Below are 16537 nucleotides of genomic sequence, written 5' to 3'. Positions count from 1 at the left end.
AATGAAGGAAGTGATAAGGTTCTGGTTTGAAGAGTTGAAGCCAGAGGATTGGTTCAAAAAATCAGACGCACTGGATCAAGAAATGCGCGTGCGCTTTGAAGAACTTTACTGGAAGGCCAGTCGTGGAGAATTGTTCAGCTGGCGCACTTCCGCCCAAGGGCGCTTGGCAGAGATTTTGCTTTTGGACCAAATTCCTCGGAATATTTTTCGAGGGACGGCCCAAGCCTTTATGACCGATTCGCTTGCCTTGGTCTTGGCCCAAGAAGGCCTAACACAAGCTCAAGAATTACCAGTTGTACAAAGAGGCTTTTTCTACATGCCCTTTATGCATTCGGAATCTTTAACCATTCATGAAGAAGCTCTGCGCCTATTTGATCAACCGGGCTTAGAAAAGCGTTTGAAGTATGAGAAGATGCACATGGACATTCTTCAACAATTTGGGCGTTATCCACATCGGAATGCCATCTTAGGACGGCCTTCGACCAAGGAAGAAGAGGAGTATTTGAAAGAACATTCTGGCTTTTAAGGGAAGATGAGGCCCACAGATTTCAAAACTCTTTTCTCTCTTCATGAAATTGCCTGAAACAGCAGGCATGATGTCAGAGTTCCCTCACCTAGGCTTTTCCAAGCGTCTAAAAAATGGTATAATGAACTGTAAATTTCACAATTTGGAAGGAATGTTATTGCTATGATGAATATGCAAGACTTAATTTAAGATTCTTTAAGCCTTGTTATCCATAGAAATGTTGATTTTAAAGGATTTAGTCTGCGACATAATTAACAATTTTTAGATGTATTACACTATATTGGACAGTAAATGGACAGTGACAGAGTGTTTGAAGGAGAGAAGAAGAGGCCTAAGGGTCTCTTTTATGTAATTTCTTTGTATAGGAAAGTAAGGCGAATCATTAATAAGAATTGGAAAGTCAAATAACCGACCTATTTAATAATAGGCCGGTTATATTTATTTATATCAGTTTATTACTTGTTTTGAATCGCTTCCTTTACTTGGGCAATAGTGACAGGTTGAGAGTCTTTATAAATGACTTTTTCCCCTTTAGTATCAAGAATTTCTCCGACTAGAGGTTCGCTACTATCTGCAGATTTAACAGAAAACCCGCCACCCATGTTTTCAGGATAGGCAATGATAGTATCCTGATCTGAAAATTGATTTAACGTTTCCAAGAGAGTAGAATCTTTAGAAGCTTGTTTTACCATTATCTCTAGAGTTGGTGGTTTCGCTTGGATATCCTCGCCTTTATCATTTGCAAATATTATGTTACTTCCGATAAGGATAGAAGAAATTAGAATAACGATAAAAGCACAAGTAGTGAATTTCTTGAGCATGTTGAGTCTCCTTATCTGTTTTCTACAATGTATCGAGTTCCTGGAACAGGATTGTAAGTGTAATAATAAAGCCAATCACTTCGTGTATCTACATACCGAGCTCTTCCTACCTCTAACTCTACTCCGTATAATCCTCTACCACTGTATGTACTTTGGGCAGAATCATAATTTCCTACTCGACCTCCATCATAAATTGAAGTCCATTTTAACCATCTACCTGTACCGTTAGCTGCAATAAACTTTAAATTAGAAAAACGCCATCCACTTCCTGAAAAAGGCTGAGATACATAAATCTCTTTATCGGCTAAAACTTTACCTTTTTGACTAAAAGGATCCGCTGATAAAAGCTCTGGAGATGATTCAAAAAGAGTAAGAGGAGAACTCTGGAGAGAATATTCTATATGTTCTTTATATTCTTGATAAGTCATTAACTGACTGTTATTGTGTTGAATCATCTCTTCATTATAATCAGATGTTCCATTAGAATTATAAATGAATTCCCCCTCTGGTAATACTTGAATTATTTGAGAGTCTTCAATTTGTATTGTCGTGGGCTCTGTAATATCTTTGTAAGTAGCAGCTAAAGCTACTGAACTAAAAACTAGTGAACTTGAAATAACTGAACCTATTATAATTGCTTTTAAACTTATTTTCATAATAAACCTAGCCTTTAGTAGTTATTAGTGTAGTGTAAAAATGCGAAAAGATATATCGTTTAGTTCTAACACATTAAACCAGAGAAATATAGTTTCCTAATTTTTTCCTTTCTATCTCTGTTTAAGCGGTAGTCCTTCCAATATTATTGTACGTTCTTTTTTTTGAAATGCAAGAAAAGAGAATTCTCAATTTGAAAAATTAAGCTTGACAAAAAAGCATCCCGTATTAGACGAAATGCTTTCAATAAGTGTAAATAAGTTTTAACGTTTACTAAATTGTGACGCTTTACGAGCTTTTTTTAAGCCTGGTTGGAAACACTTCTATTTGAATAAGTTTCAAGATGCGCTTAAAATCAATGTTTTCTCACGTTTTCAGAAAGAAATATTTCATCTAATTTGAATAACTTTCAGTTGAATGGTGTGAATTTTACCCTAAAAATACATGAATTGAGCTAGATTTTACCAAAAAGTTCACACCATTTAAGTTTTTATTGAGAACGGTCAAAACTTCCATGTGAAAAAATAAATCAGTAAGCCTTTACTTAATCAAAATTATTTTACAAAGAAAGTAGAACCTTATTTATCAAACATAGAATTACTATCCCTTGATTCCAATTTTTATCTGAATTATAAGGCAATGATGATAATAATTTCCAGCAAAATCATTATAAATTTTTTTATTGGAAAATCCATGAGCAACCTCCTTCAATAAATTATTAACTAATTTTAATTATATGCTATAATTTAATCATATTTTATCTTATAACAAAGTTCCTTTGAATTTTGTCCCATATTTGCTTGCGGAGGTATGAAATGTTAAAAAAGTTTGGAGAAATATACAAGTTATATAGGGAATCAAAAAAAATTACCCTTAGAGATATAGAGCGAAAAGGAATTTCACGTTCACAATTGTCTAGATTCGAAAAGGGAGAGACAGATTTAACCATTTCAAAATCTTTATTAGCTCTTGAACAAATAAATGTACCAATAGAAGAATTTATGTATGCAGCTAATGATTATAAAAGAGACCGTTTCTACCAAATAGTAGATGAAGTTAAGCAATGTTTTCTCAGTAGAAATGTAACAAGATTACATAAATTGTTGATTGAACGTATAGAGAATAGCAACTCTTCTACTTTCTCGAAAATGGAGATTATTTTTCTAAAAATAAAATTACAAGAGTTATCTAATAAAGAATACTTCAATGATACTGATATAAAAAGAATAACTGATTACTTATTTAGTGTTGATTTTTGGGGTATGTTTGAGATTTTGTTATTTGGAAATATTATGTATGTTTTTAACCACGAAACCTTCCTACTTTTGTCTAAAGAAATGTTGCACAGAACAGAATTTTATCATGATATACCAAGTTATAGACGAGTAATTGCTAGTATGGCTCTAAATTCTTTTATTATTTGCACTGAAAGAAATTATTTGGTAGATGCAAAATACTTTGAAATGCAGATTTCTCATTTTAATTTTGATGAATCTGAAATTTATGAACGATTGATTTTTAGATACGCAAGCTCTTTTTATGAATTTAAAAAAAATTATTCTAAACAGTCAATCTTAAAAATGCGAAAAGTAATAGGTTTTATGCGCGCAGCAGAATGTGAAAAGCTTGCAGAACGATATGAAGAGCATTTGAATAATATTTTGTATTAACAATAAAATAATAGCTAAAAGTGCAAATCCGAGACAAATCTAGAATTAGAGATATATACTGATATACTATTTTTGTGCAGTTCTTATTACAATTGAAAGAGAGAAGAAATAGAATGACTAGTATAGAGGAACATAAAGTCGTCGAAACTGAACTGACTAAAACTGATGTATCAATCCCTTCATCATCAAAAAAATATTACTATTGCAAACACTTGGCTTGGCAAATGGAGCCGACTACAGAGGTAGTATACATTTTAGATAAAAAGGTAAACAAAATGTTTCTTCTTGAGGATTCATCAAAAGATATATGGTTATCTTTTTCAAAAGATAGAACATATAAGCAGGTTTTACAGAATATTTCTGAAATATATAACTGTAATATTACTGAAATTAAATATTTGGTAGACAATTTTGTACTAGAACTTTTGGATAATGGACTGATTTATGAATTATAATTTCTATGAAAATGACATATACTCTCTAGCTTCAAAAAACAAAACACTATTATCTGTTACAATTGAATTGACAACAAGATGTAATTGGCGTTGTAAACATTGTTATCTTCCATTATATATAAATAAAGGTCTCTCAAGAGAATGTCTCTATAATTTGTTTCAAGATTTAAGAAAAATGGGAACGTTTGAACTACTCTTTACGGGTGGTGAAATATTTACGAGACCTGATATAATAGATATTATCAGAGATGCTAGAGAAATGTTTTTTGATGTTAAATTATTCACTAATGTTTCGCTGTTAAATGAAAATCAAATTAAAGCATTGAGTGAATTGAATATTTCGCAAGTATCTTGTACTGTGTTTTCAATGAGTGAAAGCATTCATGATCAAATTACTTCAGTTAAGGGCTCTCTGAAAAGGACTGTAAACAATTTACATTTGCTAAAGAAGTATAATATTCCCGTAGAAGTTAAGCAGATCATTCTTACTACGAATCAAAATTGTATCGATGAAGTATCTATATTTTGTAAAAATATGAACTTTAAACATCTAGTTACCACAAATATATTTTATAAAACTAATGGCAACTCAACTCCATCTACATTCCGTGTAAGTGACCAATTTTTGAATGAAAATATAGTAAAGATAGACCAAATTAGAAATTTTAAATGTTTTGAAAATAATTCCACTATGTATGTCTGTAATGCAACCAGATATAGTTGTACTATCGAATCGAACGGGAATTTTTTAGCTTGTAACAATTTAAATTTACCACTTGGAAATATCTTAACCACTCCAATTGAGGAAATTTGGCTAAACTCAACTACATTACATCAAATCCAGAATAAAAAATTTAGTGATTTGGAAAAGTGTACAAGTTGTCCTCTTAATAAATATTGCAACAGATGTAGTGGGATAGCATTACTTGAAGATAAATCACTATGGGGGTGCTTAAAATCTGAACGTCAAGTAGCAAGAGCAAGACTAGTCAACCAAGATTATTATTCAAGTATAGGTACTACTAGTGTTCATTGTTAATATATCAGTTAGATCTTTTCAACTCCTCTGGAGAGAGGAATATAAATACTACATGAGAGAAAGGAGATCAATTATGGCTAAAGTTTTTAAAAAACCAAAAATAGTAGTCAAACAAACGACTGTCGTTGTTAGTATGACTAAGTCAGCATTATGTAGTGGTGGAAGTTCCCATATTGTTGCTGATACAAGTAATAACTAATCTTTTTATAGATTTAGTAGTATCAAAGGTAATGCAAGGAATGAAATATTTATACCTTATATCATTCTTTGCTTACCTTTTTATTTTTAGGGTTATGATTTGTATGGATAAAACTATAAAAAATATAACAGATATTGTAAAAATATATAGAGAAAATCGAAATTTATATTCTGTAACAATTGAAATAACTTCGTTTTGTAATTGGAGATGTGAACACTGCTATATTTCAGAATATACACAAAAAGGATTTGACGAAGTTACTTTTAGAAATTTATTAATTCAATTACGAGAAATGGGGACATTTGAAATTGTTTTTACTGGGGGAGAAGTGTTTGCTCATCCTGATGCTATGAAATATATAAAACTAGCTAGGGAAATGTTCTTCAATGTTATTGTCTATTCAAATATATCAATGTTGAATAAACATAGTATTAAGACTCTTTCAAACCTGTATATTGATTATATTTCTTGTACAATATTTTCTATGGATGAAACGGTTCATGATAGTATTACAAATAAAAAAGGTTCTTTGAAAAAATGTCTTCAAAATCTGGGATTATTGAAAGAATTTGGTATTCAAATAGAAATTAAAACACCACTATTCGAACAGAATATACATTCAATAGATAATGTATTTGAATTTTGCAAGAAGAATAATTTTAAATATAAAGTCGATACTCAGATTGTACCTAGAAGGGGAACTGTCAACAATAAAGTTAGAGTAAAATCGTTAACTCTTAAACAACTTATTACAATACAGAAAAAGATAGATATAATAAACGGTGTCCGTTTTATTGATAAAAACGAAAACTTCCTAACTTGTAGCTCTGTTCAGATATCCCTTTATATAACTTGTTTAGGTTCAGTACAACCATGTTCCCTTTATAGTATAAGTATTGGAAATATCTATCACACTTCTATAAAAGAAATATGGAACAAATCGATGTTTAACAAGATCGCAACATATAGTTTAAAAGATAGCAAAAATTGTAGTACTTGTACAATTGCCAATTATTGCACCCAATGTCCTGGAATTGCCTTATCTGAATCAGGTAATAGCAGAAATTGCTCTGAAATATGTAAAAAAACAGCACTAGCAAGGAGTTTCGTCTATGCTTCAATACCTTAAGCCTCTGCGCTGGTATCTTTTCTTTAATTTTCTCTTTAGTGGACTGTCCAATATTTGTACGGCTCTTCTTCCATACTTTACACAAGAATTAATTCGTGGCCACTATCAAATAGCTTTGTCAGGTTATTGCATCGCAGTTATAGGTTACCTGACTTGCAACTACATCCAAATGCGACTTGACTGGAAACAGGCCATTCTCTTTTCGACAAATCTAAAGAATGATTGGTTTCAATCTCTTTTAGGACTTGCCCACCATGATTTCAAGCAGAAAACAGTCGCAGAATACATTTCTTATCAATCTAATGATCTTGATTCACTGGAAAAAGATTATCTACCTCCACTGATGAGTTTTTTTAAGCAGATTCTACGAATTTTGATTTATACCATCATTATTACCAGAACGATCAATCCTATAGTGGCACTGATCCTACTGATTTCAACATCCATCAGTATTCAAATCCCAAAGATCGTTGGTCAATTGACTGCGAAGCGTAGACAAACCTATCTTAAAAAGCAAGGTGATTATTATCGGACCTTGGAGGATCTATTCCGAGGACATCACCTAGTTAACAAACTCACTCTACCTCATTTTATAGAGCAACAAAGAAGTTCTCTCAAAAACTTGCAGGATAAGTATCTTGGGTATGGTTTGACTAAAATTACAGGTATTCTCTTGACGGGTATTTCTTTTGAATTCATTAGCCTTATTCTCTTTTCCTATCTAGCTTACTCTCTATATCATCATCAAATTGGTATCCCTGAGGTGGTTGCAAGTTTTGGTTATATTACAGCCTTCTCAGAACCAATTCAAGAAATCCTTTACGATCTGCAAATGTTGGAGTCGGTAAAACCTGTAATTAAAAGCTTTCAAACTATTGTTAAGCATCCATCTTCAATTCAGTCACCACAGCCTTCCTTTGAAACGATCACATTGAAGAATCTTTCTAAACAACTTGGGGAATCAACATTGAAGATTTCTTTTGCCACCATTCACAAAGGAGATAAGATTGCCCTCATAGGAGAGAACGGATCAGGCAAGAGTAGCCTACTCAATATTTTAAATGGTACGGATGAGGATTTCCAAGGCGAGATCTTGCTGAATGATCTTCCCCTAAATCAGCTTTGGGGGAGATTTGGCCTGATCTTGCAACAGGAGCATAGCTTCATCTCTAGTTATGAAAATAATGTTACGCTATTCAATACTTTCCCCGCAGAGTTTAAGGATGCGGAATTCGAAGCAACACCTCCTCAATCCCTGTCAGGTGGTCAACAACAACGCATGTACCTCAATCGAGAAAAAAACCGCCAGAGTCCATTAGTTATTATGGATGAACCTTTTTCAGCCTTGGATACTCATCAGTTCGAGGCAGAATTGAAAAAAGTACTAGACTTACCGTGTGCTGTCATCATTACTTTACACCGACAGAATGAAGCACTGAAGAACTTTGACCAAGTCTGGGAAATTAGATCTGGAGAACTAATCATTGAAAAAAGTAAGTAAATTTATATTAACCATAATATAGGATGTACACTGATCTAAGTCGCATTTTCAATTTGTTATCATTACATAATTAAATGCTTTAATATTATAACAAAACGGCAGGCTAGTAATTTCTAGCTTGCCGTTTTGTTATAATATAGGCTCCGTAATTCCTATGGTAGTTTTACTCACTACAAAATTATAGAACCCAAAACAACTGTTATAATGGACATTATTTGAAATTTCCATTATAACAGACATTGATACAGTTTTGTAACATTATTTTGGTATAGTAATATTATAAAAAGAGGCGAGAAACATGAGAAAAATTGTTAGGACTTAATTTAAAATTTTTTAGGTCTTGCCATCTTTAGAAATCCTTATTTTAAAGGATTTAGCATTCAATAAATTTATCAACATTAAGTAATATTACATTATATTGGACAGTAAATGGACAGTGACAGAGTGTTTGAAGGAGAGAAAAGGAGGCCTAAGGGTCTCTTTTATGTTAATTACTTTTATTATTATAAATAATAATAAATCAATTTCAGAAATTATTAAACGTAATATAGTAAGAGTTGATAGAATGAATCTTTCAAAACTTCTAAAAATTAGTTTGATTATATTACATAACTTTTTATTTGATTATCATTTTATTGAATTATATTTTGATATAATTAATGAAATAAGATAATAAAAGGTAGAAAATATGCAGAAGATAAAAGAGAATACTGCTTTTGAAAAAATTCCTGAGATTTCAAAAAAAATAGAAGAAGTGAAAATCACCTCTTTCTATATGTTGAGCACAGATTTATATAAGATAGACAACAATAAACTAATAGAGATAATTACTAAAAAATTTGAAAATCATCCGGCTACGATTTTGACACTAATAGGTACAAAAAATAATACTCTTTTAAAAAAGAAATATAAGCCATGGAAAATTCCCAAAGAGTTGCAACATTTAAAAAACAAAGTGGATGAGAAAACTAATTATTATTTAGACTTATATTTTGCAAGATTAGAAAAAGGAAAACAGAATTGTTTATTTAGTGCTAGATCTATTCAATTTATTAAATTTGTTTTTGCTCCTTTAATAGAAGTGGATAGTGAGGAAGAATTACATTTTTTCTTTGTGACACTCACTGTTTTTCAAAACGGATCAATAGTTATCGAATTATTTGAAGATTTAAGATCATCATTCTATAGATTTGACTTTTTTTATCCAATTACAATGATGAGATGGCAAATATTTCCTGATTTTGAAAAGAGTGATAGAGAGTATTCTTTAAATACTAATCATCAACTTGATGATATATTGAAGTATATAAAAAAAGAGCTCTCATCAATAAATGGGGGATTGAAGTTAACGGAATGTATATTTTGTTTACATTTTGTCACAAATATGGAGCAGATGAATAAAATGGAGTTTTTTAAAGATGATAAATTGTATACTTGGATGGTTAATGCTCCCTACAACAAGAATAATGTATCTTCAAAATCTAGATCAAAAAATTATCTAACAAACTATTATGATTTATCTAATATCAATTACATAAATAAGGGGAGAAATTATATCATATGGCCTAATGATAATTCTAATAATTTTGAAAATAATTTTTTGAGACAAGCCAGTTTCTTTTTATCTTCAGCAATTCCATTCTTTCAGTTAGTTTGTTTAGATGAAACCATTATGGATGGACTAGACAAATTCCAACTTTCAAATGATAAACAGCTAATTAAATTTAACGAGTGGGTTCACGGTTATAAACGATCTTTTCTATATATCTATCGAATAAATCATATTGCTATTTTTGATCTATTTAAACATTTAAAAGAAACTTCTTATTTCAAGCATGATGAATATATAGAAAAAATTAAGCAGGAGGAATATGATTTGTTAAAGGATAGAAATCAATTTAATGAATTACAGAAGAATAGAGTTATGGAAATTATACTTTTCTTTGTTAGTTTGGTCTCTGTTTTACAAGTTGTAGATATTTTTACTAATAGTAAAATAATATTATTGATAAGTGCTCTACTCACTATAATTTTGTCAATTAGTATGCTTATATACAGAAATCGTAAATGAGATTTGAAATTTGATAAAATAAATATAAATGGCATCCGAACAGTTGATTTGTGTAACTGTTCAGATGCTTTTCAATTTCTATCAATAATTTTTTCGAATACGACATATTGTAATTGATTTTAAATTCTGACTTTTTCTTAAAAAATGATTTGTATTGATTTTAAATAGTATGGTATTAAAAATTATTAGTTCGTTATGAAGATTATCACTTTTTTTGTGTTTTCTTATAGAAGATTAATGTTATATTACTTAAAAAATGTACTCCAAATATAATTAAAAATAGGTATAGAGGAGAATGAAGTTGGATTTTTAAATAATTAAAGCCATATAAAACTGTGACTATTAAAAACAAGTTGAGATCAATTACAGATTCAACATAATGACCTTTTAATGTAGGCTTAATCTTTGTATGACGTAAATTAAAGTAAAAATTTAAGAAATCGGGAAGCTTTTTTAAAAAAGTTGGTACAAAAATTGGTAAAGACAGTTTTATTATTTCAAATGTATTATCATTAGTTTTGTTAAATGTGTAAAGAGTTAAAAGAATAGTAGAACTAATAATTAATGAAACCATATTTACATAGAATATAAATTTCTTTTTGTCTTTTTTAGATTCATCATTAATTAAAAGTTTGCTAGAATCGGTTTTAATAGTTTTTTTAGATCTGTAATTGGAGTCATCTTTTATAAAAAATTTCCTAGGTTTGGTTTTGATAGTTTTTTTAGGTCTGTAATTAAGAACTTTATTGGATTCATCTTTTAATTTTAATTTAAGAACTTTAAATTTAAAACTTCCTTCCCCTTTTTTGATTGAAATATTGTACCTTTTATTTATCTGATAATATAAACTCTTTGAACGATAAAATAGAAAAGAGAATACTGAAATAAGAACAAAAGAGAGAACCAAGCTCCAAGAAATTGAATTCGAAATATAAGTAGTAATAACTACACTATTTAAATTAGTTTTTGTCTTAGGAAGTAATAATAGTAAACTTAAATAAAAATTATATATAAAAATATTCACAAATCCAGTTATTGCCTGATAGTCTGTGGATTTTGGAGAGATTACACCTTTAAAATACGATGCTTGTGAAAGTATATTATCCATAATTGCAGGTACAATTTTAGGTAGTATCCAAAGTAGCATACTTATGCTAGCGAAATTTAACTCATTATGGTCAGATTGGTTGATATCGTTTATCATCATAGCTATTAATAAAAATACTACAAATCCAGTTACAATGATCATTGCCATTATAATCTTAAACTCATCCTTCTCGATTACTATAATTCGCAAAAGAGAAATTCGGATAATTAGTAACACGTAATAAATTGCTATTATAGCAATTAGTTTATCAAAAAAAGTTTTATCAAATTGTAGCTGGGAATTTAAAAGGAATACTAGTAATAATAAATATGAAAATAGATTTCCGAAAATATGAGTTTGGTATTTAACATTGGTTTTAATATCTTCAGATTCTATGTTTAAATCCTGTGGAACATATGGAGTGTAGAAAAATGATTTTTTTATTTCATTGTAAGTTTGTTCTGGTATATCTTTTAAATTAGTTTTAGTAACAAAACTATTAATAAGAAAGTGATATCCCAAAAAACCAATAACAATTACTAATAGAAATAACAATTCTTCTATGCTATCAATAGTCTTTTTAATGTATTGTATAGAGTTCAGTATTGTGGTTATGGTTGTTAATACTATTATGTCTACGATTAAATAATATATTTTTAAATAACGTCTAATTTGCTTATAATAAACTAGATATGATGATCGTAAAATAAGACATACTATTAATAGAATTAAGAGAGATAAAAATTCATCGACAGTTTTGCCTTTATATGAAATTGATATTAATTCTTTTACTATCTTTATTTCACATATCACAATTGGCAAATAAAATAAAATTCGGTATATCCTACCCCAGAATCGCTCTTCTTGAAAAATACCGTTTAAATATTTACTTGATAAATACCAGAATATGAAGAAATTAATTGACAACGTACTAATGATTGAAATAGTCCAATATAGCCACGGGGGTATTGTCACAGATATAATAGATGTTGTAGCTATAGGTAAAGGTAAAAATATTATACTAGGAATAGTTATAATACTGATTAGAATTAAGAATGCTATGGGAAACATGAATAGCAGTAATAATGGCTTATTCCAATCATTAATTAGCTTAGTTTTTATTTGTTGAAAAAAAGTTTTTGTGATATTTAAGAAATTATTAATCTTTTTCTCTTCCATATTCCCCTCCTCTTTATATGAATATCATAACACACTTAATTGGAAAAATTAATTAATTTTATCTTAGTAAAAGTTTTTTAAATAAAAGGTCATTATTACATTTTTGTGGATAATTGAATGCCCCATCTTACTTAATAATAAATTTCTTATAAAAAACGTCTGTTACAATAGACATTTTTTTGATTTTCCATTATAACGGACATTGACACAATTTTGTAATATTATTTTGGTAAAATAATATTACAAAAGGAGGCGAAGGATATGAAAAAATTTATAAGTGTTTTGCTACTTTCAATAATGGCAGTGATGTTAATTGCATGTTCTAATAGCAATCAACAGTCTTTGGATGGAGAATATTATTGGGTATCAAGTGAAAGAAACGAGCTGGCATTCACTATAAAAGGTGATAAAGGTTCCATTGAACATGGAGAAGCCGATAACTTTAAGATTGATAAACAAAAGAAAACCATTGAGTTAACTGGACAAGATATTGCAAAAAGGACAGAAGGATATTCGTTTAAAGATGGGGTCTTTTCTGTTGATATTAGTGGAATGAAACACGACTACTACTTAAAGGGTAGCAGTGCCTATAAGAAAGCTCTCAAAGAATTTGGTTACAAATGACATCATATACACCTATTTTACCGAATAGGTGTATTTTAGAGTATTATAGATGATTTTTCTATTTTGGACTTATCTATTTGTACCAAATGGTTTATATTTCTTACCAAATAATTAAATCAAAAAATTATATAATACTTTATTCTATAATTGATCCATGAATAATTTAAAAGAAGAAAATATTAGAAGAGCTATCTGGGGGAGAAGTACAACGTGTAGCCTTGGCAAAGATCCTCCTCTAATTTTGGCAGATGAATTAACTGCCGCTCTTGATCCTGAGACCCCACAGGAGATTATGGACTTGCTCCTAACATTAAAAATAAGGAACGTCTGATCATTATTGCAACACATAATCCAACCATTTGGATACAAGCTGATCAAGTGGTAAGCCTAAAAATTAGTCAATGAAGAATAGGGTAATAGCACAGATTTTCATTCTACTACATATTAATTTTCATAACAAAACACCCCAAAAGATAGATTATAACATCTATCTTTTGGGGTGCTGTTTATTATTAATTTGACCCTAAGTCTTTTTCTACGATTCTTAATCCGATTGGAAAATCATCTTTTCCCAATTTTAATTTCTGTTTCTCAATCAACTTAGCATCCTTGAGACTATATTGTAATAAATGTTGATCAGTAGCTAGATACAACATATTTTCATTTGAAATTGTAAAAGAATTTATTTCCTCTGGTGTTTCACCTGAATTGTCATCCAACACAATCGCTTTTATAGTTTCATTTTGTAAATCAAGAACAGATAAAATATTCTTTCCTTCTACCTCGTGCTTGACGACAAGGTAATGATTATCTGGACTTGGATAAAGCATATTAGGATAAGGATTGGGTAAGGTAAATAATTTCCTTTCTCCAGTGTGCAAATCGACTGACAACAATTGGTTTCCTGCCACCTTCTCAAAAGTATCTGTATCACGAATTGCAGAGATACTTACGAATGCCCTATCTTTGACAATTGCCAAGCCTTCTAACATTTCAACCTTTTTACCATCTGAAGTTAATCGAATTCTATCTTTTTCTTTCCAATGCTCTTTTTCATTTAGTACTATTAAATCTGAATCCAACACGCCTTCTGGACGATTTCGTTTTGGATCTTGATAAGCAATCTCAGCATATACGTTAGAATTATTTGCAACAATCTGACTCGAAATTGCTGTCATTTGGTTAAATTTTTTCTGAAAAACTTGCTTTCCATTAAGAGAAAAGACTGTTAATATTCCTGAGTTTGCATCTGTTTGAGCAGTATAAAAGTAATTAGAAGAGATACCTGATCCCATCATTGCATAATTCTTAGTATGATTTTTCCTTATCTCGCCTTTGGAAAAATCAATTGAAATGATATTTTGATGATCTATTGGTGCAAAATCATCACCTTCAGTTACGATCATCTTATCACCACTGTTTAAACACGAAAACCAGAGATTAACATACGTTGCTACATCAATTTTTTCTACTCGATGTAACTCGAGCTTATTCTCTTTCTTAGTATATGATTGAATACTTTTTGAGGTGACCAAGTAAAGATTCGATTCTGGATCAACTTGAAACATTGGTGTTTGGACCTTAGAACAAGAAAGCAAAAGGAAGAATAGAAATAAAATCCCAAAAAGATAAGAGCGTTTCATATATCATTCCTACTATCTATTTCTGTATACAATAGTTGTCTTAGAATTTTTAACAAATTCACCCGGATGAATTGCAATTGCTGAGCCAATATCATTGTCACTTTTATTCAAATCGATTCCTGATGTGTAGTAATACGCAGCCCATACAAGTTGAGAACAATAAAAACTATTTGTTTGTCGAGCATTCCAAAAATTTAAATTATAGGGTTTTCCTACCTGCTCACCTGCCCAATGACCGGCATTCCAATCTTGTTGAATAGTTGTTGTCTTTACTCCTACTTGCCAAACAGTTCCTTGAGTCCACTTTCCTTTTCTTAATCTTACAGGACTATTACTATTAGCTGCCTCTGCAACAGAGTAATTTTTTTGTGGCGCAATTATTCCAGCATGCCAAGTATTAAAGGGGCCTACCCCAAAACCTTGATCTGTTACACAAATTAGACCGTCTCGCCAGCTCCACGAACCAACACTTGTCCGTTCCATTGTTTTTAAATCACCTAATACAGGAGCATTTAGACCGTACTCTTTATATTCTATTTCTTTATTTGGAATATCATTTAGAATACTTTGTTCTTTATCGCTACTTTCGGTATTACTAATTGTATCTACACTCACAATTTTTATACTTTGAAAACTAAGAATGAATACCATCGACATTATGATTATTCTTGTAAATTTTCTCATTTTTTTCACCTAATGAAGCATAATCTTTTAACTGATTTAGCGGAATACATAATTCATCTTTTCTAATTCACGAATTTAATTTTGATACACTCTTTATATTATGTTATCAACTCTTATTTCTTGAAATTTAAATCACCTCTATCCATTTCTTGACTCACTTTCTCACCAAGCATAATTTTTCTCACTGCATGTAACCATGGCTCCTAATAATTCCTCTGGTGTCAGTTTCGTCAAGCCTCCATAGGTTGGATCCTGTACATGTGTATCGGAGTCTAGATAATAGATTGCTGAGATGTCCTTGGTCAACAGCCTCGCCATAAGCAATCCCATCATTTGACAGTGCGGTAGGTGTAAAGATTTTCCCATCTGGATAAGGGATAGAAATAGAATTTTTTAATAAATCTTCTGCCTTTCTTTCCTCGAACCCTATTTTCCTGGATACATTGGCACTACCGGATGGAGATTTTTTTGTGGCCCTACAAGTGTGCAAGCTGATAAGAGAATGATAATACCAAGGATGATAAAACTGAAAAATTTTTGTTTGAACGAATCTTTTTTCATCAGCCTATACCTCCTGGATAGCTATAAAAGATAATCTAGAAGATCCTACCATTCTTCAACCATGGACTAGTCGAGCCTTATCACTTCGTCGGCTTTTTCCCAAATCACTGGATTATGGGTTGCGATAATGATTAAACGATCTTGCTTCTTTAACATTAAGAGCAAGTCCATCACCTCTTGAGAGGTTTCTGGATCAAGTGCTGCAGTTAGTTCATCCGCTAAAATCAAAGGTGGATCTTTTAAAATAACTTTAGCTAATGCGACACGTTGTGCCTCGCCACCAGATAATTCATAAATCTTTTGATCCAGAGAAAGGTAAGCCAGTCCGACTTTTTTTAGCACTTCTTCTTCTTGTTGCTTCTTCTCCTTTTTCGTTAATTTTTGACCAATCAATCCCAAATCTAAATTTTTACCGATCGTCTCGTTTTCAAGTAGGCCAAAGTTTTGAAAGAGATAGCCTAATTCATGCTTAAAAAAGTGATGCTGTTTAATCTGTTTCAGTTCTTGCCCTTTATAGCTTATACTCCCTTTTTCATAAGGTTCTATCTTCGCCAAGATATTAAGCAAGGTTGTTTTACCACACCCACTATTTCCGATCAGAGCATAGACCTTACCTTCTGTAAATTGCAAACTCAAATCTTGAAAGACCGTTCGTTGGCCAAATGATTTGGTTAAATGTTCTACGCTAATCATA

General features: G+C 30.7%; 16 protein-coding genes and 1 pseudogene. 10 read left to right on the top strand and 7 right to left on the bottom strand.

Annotated elements, in window-relative coordinates:
- Position 1: 1 nt before the first annotated feature.
- The gene (locus TZ97_RS07535; RefSeq protein ID WP_045759925.1) at positions 2–526 is read left to right on the top strand and encodes a DUF924 family protein; all 525 of its coding nucleotides are present in this window, start codon (positions 2–4) and stop codon (positions 524–526) included.
- A 455-nt stretch (positions 527–981) separates the two neighbouring features.
- Here TZ97_RS07535 and TZ97_RS07530 read toward each other — a convergent pair whose 3' ends face one another.
- The gene (locus TZ97_RS07530; RefSeq protein ID WP_045759924.1) at positions 982–1347 is read right to left on the bottom strand and encodes a hypothetical protein; all 366 of its coding nucleotides are present in this window, start codon (positions 1345–1347) and stop codon (positions 982–984) included.
- Between the two features lie 11 nt (positions 1348–1358).
- Complete coding sequence (locus TZ97_RS07525; protein WP_052690151.1) at positions 1359–2003, bottom strand: hypothetical protein; 645 nt, start codon at positions 2001–2003, stop codon at positions 1359–1361.
- 813 nt (positions 2004–2816) lie between these two features.
- Between TZ97_RS07525 and TZ97_RS07520 the strand changes: the two genes are divergently transcribed.
- The 7 genes from TZ97_RS07520 to TZ97_RS07490 all read left to right on the top strand — a co-directional run bounded on the left by TZ97_RS07520 (position 2817) and on the right by TZ97_RS07490 (position 10065).
- On the top strand, positions 2817–3671 hold the full coding sequence (locus TZ97_RS07520; protein ID WP_045759923.1) for an Rgg/GadR/MutR family transcriptional regulator: 855 nt from the start codon (positions 2817–2819) through the stop codon (positions 3669–3671).
- 74 nt (positions 3672–3745) lie between these two features.
- The gene (locus tag TZ97_RS07515) at positions 3746–4126 is read left to right on the top strand and encodes a PqqD family peptide modification chaperone (RefSeq protein WP_235287921.1); all 381 of its coding nucleotides are present in this window, start codon (positions 3746–3748) and stop codon (positions 4124–4126) included.
- A complete protein-coding gene (locus tag TZ97_RS07510; protein ID WP_045759921.1) occupies positions 4116–5165 on the top strand; it encodes a radical SAM/SPASM domain-containing protein in 1050 nt (349 codons plus the stop codon). The genes TZ97_RS07515 and TZ97_RS07510 overlap by 11 nt, the downstream gene beginning before the upstream one ends.
- Positions 5166–5238: 73 nt before the next feature.
- Complete coding sequence (locus tag TZ97_RS11040; protein ID WP_268747588.1) at positions 5239–5364, top strand: SSH motif RaS-RiPP peptide; 126 nt, start codon at positions 5239–5241, stop codon at positions 5362–5364.
- Positions 5365–5467: 103 nt separating this feature from the next.
- Positions 5468–6493 (top strand): radical SAM/SPASM domain-containing protein, encoded by a 1026-nt coding sequence (locus TZ97_RS07505; protein ID WP_045760220.1) that lies wholly within the window; start codon positions 5468–5470, stop codon positions 6491–6493.
- Complete coding sequence (locus TZ97_RS07500) at positions 6477–7994, top strand: ATP-binding cassette domain-containing protein (protein ID WP_045759920.1); 1518 nt, start codon at positions 6477–6479, stop codon at positions 7992–7994. Before TZ97_RS07505 ends, TZ97_RS07500 begins: the two co-directional genes overlap by 17 nt.
- Positions 7995–8682: 688 nt before the next feature.
- Positions 8683–10065 (top strand): hypothetical protein, encoded by a 1383-nt coding sequence (locus TZ97_RS07490; protein WP_045759918.1) that lies wholly within the window; start codon positions 8683–8685, stop codon positions 10063–10065.
- A 205-nt stretch (positions 10066–10270) separates the two neighbouring features.
- Here the strand turns inward: TZ97_RS07490 and TZ97_RS07485 are convergent, their stop codons facing one another.
- Positions 10271–12331, bottom strand: a complete 2061-nt coding sequence (locus tag TZ97_RS07485; protein ID WP_045759917.1) for a hypothetical protein — start codon at positions 12329–12331, stop codon at positions 10271–10273.
- A gap of 261 nt (positions 12332–12592) precedes the next feature.
- Here TZ97_RS07485 and TZ97_RS07480 point away from each other — a divergent pair, with 261 nt between their 5' ends.
- A complete protein-coding gene (locus tag TZ97_RS07480; protein ID WP_045759916.1) occupies positions 12593–12955 on the top strand; it encodes a hypothetical protein in 363 nt (120 codons plus the stop codon).
- 185 nt (positions 12956–13140) lie between these two features.
- A pseudogene (locus tag TZ97_RS10935) lies at positions 13141–13360 on the top strand (ABC transporter ATP-binding protein); the annotation flags it as partial.
- Positions 13361–13467: 107 nt separating this feature from the next.
- On the opposite strand, the gene TZ97_RS07475 reads toward TZ97_RS10935, so the two are convergent.
- The 4 genes from TZ97_RS07475 to TZ97_RS07465 form a co-directional block, all read right to left on the bottom strand.
- Positions 13468–14598: a hypothetical protein gene (locus TZ97_RS07475; protein WP_003003145.1), complete on the bottom strand. Its 1131-nt coding sequence runs from the start codon at positions 14596–14598 to the stop codon at positions 13468–13470.
- A 12-nt stretch (positions 14599–14610) separates the two neighbouring features.
- Positions 14611–15282: a YiiX/YebB-like N1pC/P60 family cysteine hydrolase gene (locus tag TZ97_RS07470; RefSeq protein WP_045759915.1), complete on the bottom strand. Its 672-nt coding sequence runs from the start codon at positions 15280–15282 to the stop codon at positions 14611–14613.
- 426 nt (positions 15283–15708) lie between these two features.
- On the bottom strand, positions 15709–15843 hold the full coding sequence (locus TZ97_RS11035) for a hypothetical protein (protein WP_003003109.1): 135 nt from the start codon (positions 15841–15843) through the stop codon (positions 15709–15711).
- Positions 15844–15909: 66 nt separating this feature from the next.
- Positions 15910–16536, bottom strand: coding sequence for a putative bacteriocin export ABC transporter (locus TZ97_RS07465; protein ID WP_045759914.1), 627 nt, complete (start codon positions 16534–16536; stop codon positions 15910–15912).
- Position 16537: the final 1 nt, after the last annotated feature.

Origin of the sequence: Streptococcus parasanguinis (assembly GCF_000963275.1) — a bacterium.
Classification (GTDB): domain Bacteria; phylum Bacillota; class Bacilli; order Lactobacillales; family Streptococcaceae; genus Streptococcus; species Streptococcus parasanguinis_B.
This window is presented reverse-complemented; position numbering and strand designations above follow the sequence as displayed.

What these genes read in the sequence shown, in the direction of transcription:
- TZ97_RS07465 (WP_045759914.1), bottom strand. Translation starts at nt 16,536, where the DNA reads ATGATTAGCGTAGAACATTTAACCAAATCATTTGGCCAACGAACGGTC.
- TZ97_RS07500 (WP_045759920.1), top strand. Translation starts at nt 6,477, where the DNA reads ATGCTTCAATACCTTAAGCCTCTGCGCTGGTATCTTTTCTTTAATTTT.
- TZ97_RS07470 (WP_045759915.1), bottom strand. Translation starts at nt 15,282, where the DNA reads ATGAGAAAATTTACAAGAATAATCATAATGTCGATGGTATTCATTCTT.
- TZ97_RS07510 (WP_045759921.1), top strand. Translation starts at nt 4,116, where the DNA reads ATGAATTATAATTTCTATGAAAATGACATATACTCTCTAGCTTCAAAA.
- TZ97_RS07475 (WP_003003145.1), bottom strand. Translation starts at nt 14,598, where the DNA reads ATGAAACGCTCTTATCTTTTTGGGATTTTATTTCTATTCTTCCTTTTG.
- TZ97_RS11040 (WP_268747588.1), top strand. Translation starts at nt 5,239, where the DNA reads ATGGCTAAAGTTTTTAAAAAACCAAAAATAGTAGTCAAACAAACGACT.
- TZ97_RS07505 (WP_045760220.1), top strand. Translation starts at nt 5,468, where the DNA reads ATGGATAAAACTATAAAAAATATAACAGATATTGTAAAAATATATAGA.
- TZ97_RS11035 (WP_003003109.1), bottom strand. Translation starts at nt 15,843, where the DNA reads ATGAAAAAAGATTCGTTCAAACAAAAATTTTTCAGTTTTATCATCCTT.
- TZ97_RS07490 (WP_045759918.1), top strand. Translation starts at nt 8,683, where the DNA reads ATGCAGAAGATAAAAGAGAATACTGCTTTTGAAAAAATTCCTGAGATT.
- TZ97_RS07530 (WP_045759924.1), bottom strand. Translation starts at nt 1,347, where the DNA reads ATGCTCAAGAAATTCACTACTTGTGCTTTTATCGTTATTCTAATTTCT.
- TZ97_RS07525 (WP_052690151.1), bottom strand. Translation starts at nt 2,003, where the DNA reads ATGAAAATAAGTTTAAAAGCAATTATAATAGGTTCAGTTATTTCAAGT.
- TZ97_RS07485 (WP_045759917.1), bottom strand. Translation starts at nt 12,331, where the DNA reads ATGGAAGAGAAAAAGATTAATAATTTCTTAAATATCACAAAAACTTTT.
- TZ97_RS07535 (WP_045759925.1), top strand. Translation starts at nt 2, where the DNA reads ATGAAGGAAGTGATAAGGTTCTGGTTTGAAGAGTTGAAGCCAGAGGAT.
- TZ97_RS07520 (WP_045759923.1), top strand. Translation starts at nt 2,817, where the DNA reads ATGTTAAAAAAGTTTGGAGAAATATACAAGTTATATAGGGAATCAAAA.
- TZ97_RS07480 (WP_045759916.1), top strand. Translation starts at nt 12,593, where the DNA reads ATGAAAAAATTTATAAGTGTTTTGCTACTTTCAATAATGGCAGTGATG.